At 58.9% G+C, this 2,645-nt stretch carries 4 protein-coding genes and 2 pseudogenes; 4 read left to right on the top strand and 2 right to left on the bottom strand.

All coding sequences use genetic code 11. The features are described from left to right. The 4 genes and pseudogenes from NA637_RS25795 to NA637_RS24540 all read left to right on the top strand — a co-directional run. Positions 1 to 126, top strand: a pseudogene (locus NA637_RS25795) (transposase); the annotation flags it as partial. A gap of 392 nt (positions 127 to 518) precedes the next feature. After that, positions 519 to 770 carry a type II toxin-antitoxin system Phd/YefM family antitoxin gene (locus NA637_RS24550; RefSeq protein ID WP_256075138.1) on the top strand — a complete coding sequence of 84 codons (252 nt, stop codon included), beginning with the start codon at positions 519 to 521 and terminating at the stop codon, positions 768 to 770. Beyond that, positions 767 to 1,021, top strand: coding sequence for a Txe/YoeB family addiction module toxin (locus tag NA637_RS24545; RefSeq protein ID WP_256075137.1), 255 nt, complete (start codon positions 767 to 769; stop codon positions 1,019 to 1,021). The genes NA637_RS24550 and NA637_RS24545 overlap by 4 nt, the downstream gene beginning before the upstream one ends. Positions 1,022 to 1,126: 105 nt before the next feature. After that, a pseudogene (locus NA637_RS24540) lies at positions 1,127 to 1,562 on the top strand (transposase); the annotation flags it as partial. Between the two features lie 279 nt (positions 1,563 to 1,841). Here the strand turns inward: NA637_RS24540 and NA637_RS24535 are convergent. Both NA637_RS24535 and NA637_RS24530 read right to left on the bottom strand, forming a co-directional pair. Further along, positions 1,842 to 2,132 (bottom strand): type II toxin-antitoxin system RelE/ParE family toxin, encoded by a 291-nt coding sequence (locus tag NA637_RS24535; RefSeq protein WP_256075136.1) that lies wholly within the window; start codon positions 2,130 to 2,132, stop codon positions 1,842 to 1,844. Continuing rightward, the gene (locus tag NA637_RS24530) at positions 2,129 to 2,401 is read right to left on the bottom strand and encodes a CopG family ribbon-helix-helix protein (protein WP_256075135.1); all 273 of its coding nucleotides are present in this window, start codon (positions 2,399 to 2,401) and stop codon (positions 2,129 to 2,131) included. Before NA637_RS24530 ends, NA637_RS24535 begins: the two co-directional genes overlap by 4 nt. Positions 2,402 to 2,645: the final 244 nt, after the last annotated feature.

Genomic DNA, 2,645 nt, shown 5'->3' with positions numbered 1-2,645 from the left:
ACGCGAAGACCGGCAAGCTCGAGCGCCGCACGGTTTCCCGGCGCGTAGTTGCTGTGGCTGGTGTTGCAGCATGTGCTGCCGAAAGGCTTTCGCCGGGTCAGGAACTACGGCTTCCTGCATCCGAACCGAAGGCCGCCGAAGCCGGCGACAGCCGGGCGCCTGGCGCACGCGAGCGAGCGCTTGGAGCGCAGCAGGAACCAGACAACTCTGGCGAACGATCCGGTGCGACGTGAGGCGCGCCACGAAACCGTCCGACGCAAAAAAATGCGCTGACCACGCCACAACGGATGTAGCCGCAGCCGGCACCGGTGAAGTTGCAGCGAACATGGCTGACAGCCGACGAAGCGTCAGATCGCAGCGGTGCAGCCCAACCACATGACCCGCTAGCGCCTAACGCCCAAGCTCAGTGGCGGCCCGGGAGCGGCGAAGGCGCATAGGGGCCGTCGGCTGGAGCACTGTTAGGCCCTTGACACAGACCAACACCTATTGTACAAATACACGTACAATAGGAGACGCTTATGGACGCAATTACCTACAGTTATGCACGAGCCAAGCTGGCCGACACCATGGACCGTGTTTGCGACGACCACGAGCCTATCATCATTACCCGCAATGGCCAGCAGGCCGTTGTGATGATGGCGCTCGATGATTTTAAGGCATTGGAGGAAACCTCCTACCTGCTGCGCAGCCCTAAGAACGCACAGCGCCTGCTTGAGAGCATTGCGGCCCTTGAGTCTGGGAAGGGCAAGGTGCGGAGCTTGGCCAAGTGAAGCTAGTCTTCTCCGAGCAAGCGTGGGAAGACTATTTGTATTGGCAAAAGATCGACAAGAAACTGGTGCAGCGTATCAACGGCTTGATCAAGGAGATTGCTAAGACGCCGCATACAGGAACTGGGAAGCCAGAGCCACTAAAACATGCGTTGTCTGGCTATTGGTCGCGGCGCATCAATGATGAGCATCGAATCGTCTACAAAGTGGTCGATGGCTCTTTGTTCATTGCTCAGTTGCGATACCATTACTGACGGCACCTAACGATTAAGCTAAGGGGTGGCGGAACGCCGTCCCAGCGAACGAAGTGAGCGATTTCAGCGACTTGTTGGACGAAGCCGCTACGCGGAGGAGCCCGCCTCGATTGCAAAGCGGTCGGCAGCGGTGAGAAGGCACTCGTCTATCTCGGGCGCTATCCCTACCGCGGCGTCATCCGTGAGCAGGACATCGCCGCCTGCGTCGATGGTCAGGTGAGCTTCCGCTATCGCGCCGCGAAGACCGGCAAGCTCGAGCGCCGCACGGTTCCCGGCGCGCAGTTCCTGTGGCTGGTGTTGCAGCATGTGCTGTCGAAAGGCTTTCGCCGGGCCAGGAACTACGGCTTCGTGCATCCGAACCGAAGGCAGTTGATCGCCTTGCTGCGCGTGCTGCTGAAGCGCGCCGCGCCCCCAGCGGCGCCCCCAGCGGCAACGGCCGTCGATGCGCTGCCCGTGCTGCAACGCGGCCATGGCGGTCATCAGGACACGGATTCCCACGCGCCGCACCGCCGCCAGCACAACCGATGTACCGGCCATGTGAGCAAAAGCCTCCTGCGGTGAGTCATGGGAAATCGGTGCCCGCAAGCCGAGGACTCTTGCGCCTTGACCTGGAGCCTTGCCGGGCCGGCGCCGCCATGAACAGGCGAAAACCGCAACGATAACCCGCCTGCGGCGTTCTCCACGAGCACCGACGCCATGTCGGGCAACTGCCCCGGCCTATTTTCGGAAGAGATATTTTCTATGGGGCGCCCGGCCACCAGGGACCGGCTTGCCCAACAAACGGATCAGGTCGCGGCTTCGCGCGACCTATCCTTATTCGTTAGATGCTTTGCGCTCGGTCTTCGTTGTGATGCCAAATGCGAAGGATTACGACAGTTTCTGTATGAGCTGAGTACCGAATTATATATTTTCCGAAAACTGCGTCGCGAATGATCTTGGGGGGTGGAGCAATCTCAACAGTACGACCCATTTCTGGAAATAGGCAAAGATTCTCGATGCGGGAAATGAGTTCTGCTGCCACGCGTGCAGCAGCAAGAGGGTCTTTCTCTGCTATGAATTCGCGCAGGCGAACGAGGTCTGCAACGGCGTTTTCTGAGTAGACCAATCTCACTGACCAGTCTTCGGTGGCGATAGCTCATTGTCGGTGCCCCAGCTTTGAAGCCAAGCACTTACTGCTTCGCCGGAGATGACCCGGCCTTGTGCCACTGACTCCATAGCTTGCAGTGTTTCTTGCCAGCGAGTCTGCTCTAGCTCCTGACGCTCAAAGAACTCTCTAAGTGCTTGATTAATAAGCCAGCTTTTGCTTCTATGCAGCTTCTTAGCCATGGCTCCAAGATTTTCTTCAAGCTCGGGTTGAAGTCGGACGGTTGTGACGGTCATCGAGGTGCCCTCCATACGGATGAATGCAATGTATTACACGGTATTCATAAGGGCAAGTGGGCGCGACGCACTGTGGGCCAATGCATCTAACGTTTGGTTGGGCGAAGCCGCTACGCGGAGGAGTCCGCCTCGATTGCAAAGCGGTCGGCACTCTTCTATCTCGGGCGCTATCCCTACCGCGGCGTCATCCGTCAGCAGGACATCGCCGCCTGCGTCGATGGTCAGGGGAGCTTCCGCTATCGCG

The sequence above is a fragment of the Stutzerimonas stutzeri genome, assembly GCF_024448935.1.
GTDB lineage: Bacteria > Pseudomonadota > Gammaproteobacteria > Pseudomonadales > Pseudomonadaceae > Stutzerimonas > Stutzerimonas stutzeri_AO.
The sequence above is the reverse complement of the archived record's forward strand: the minus strand, read 5'-3'. Positions and strand labels throughout refer to the sequence as shown.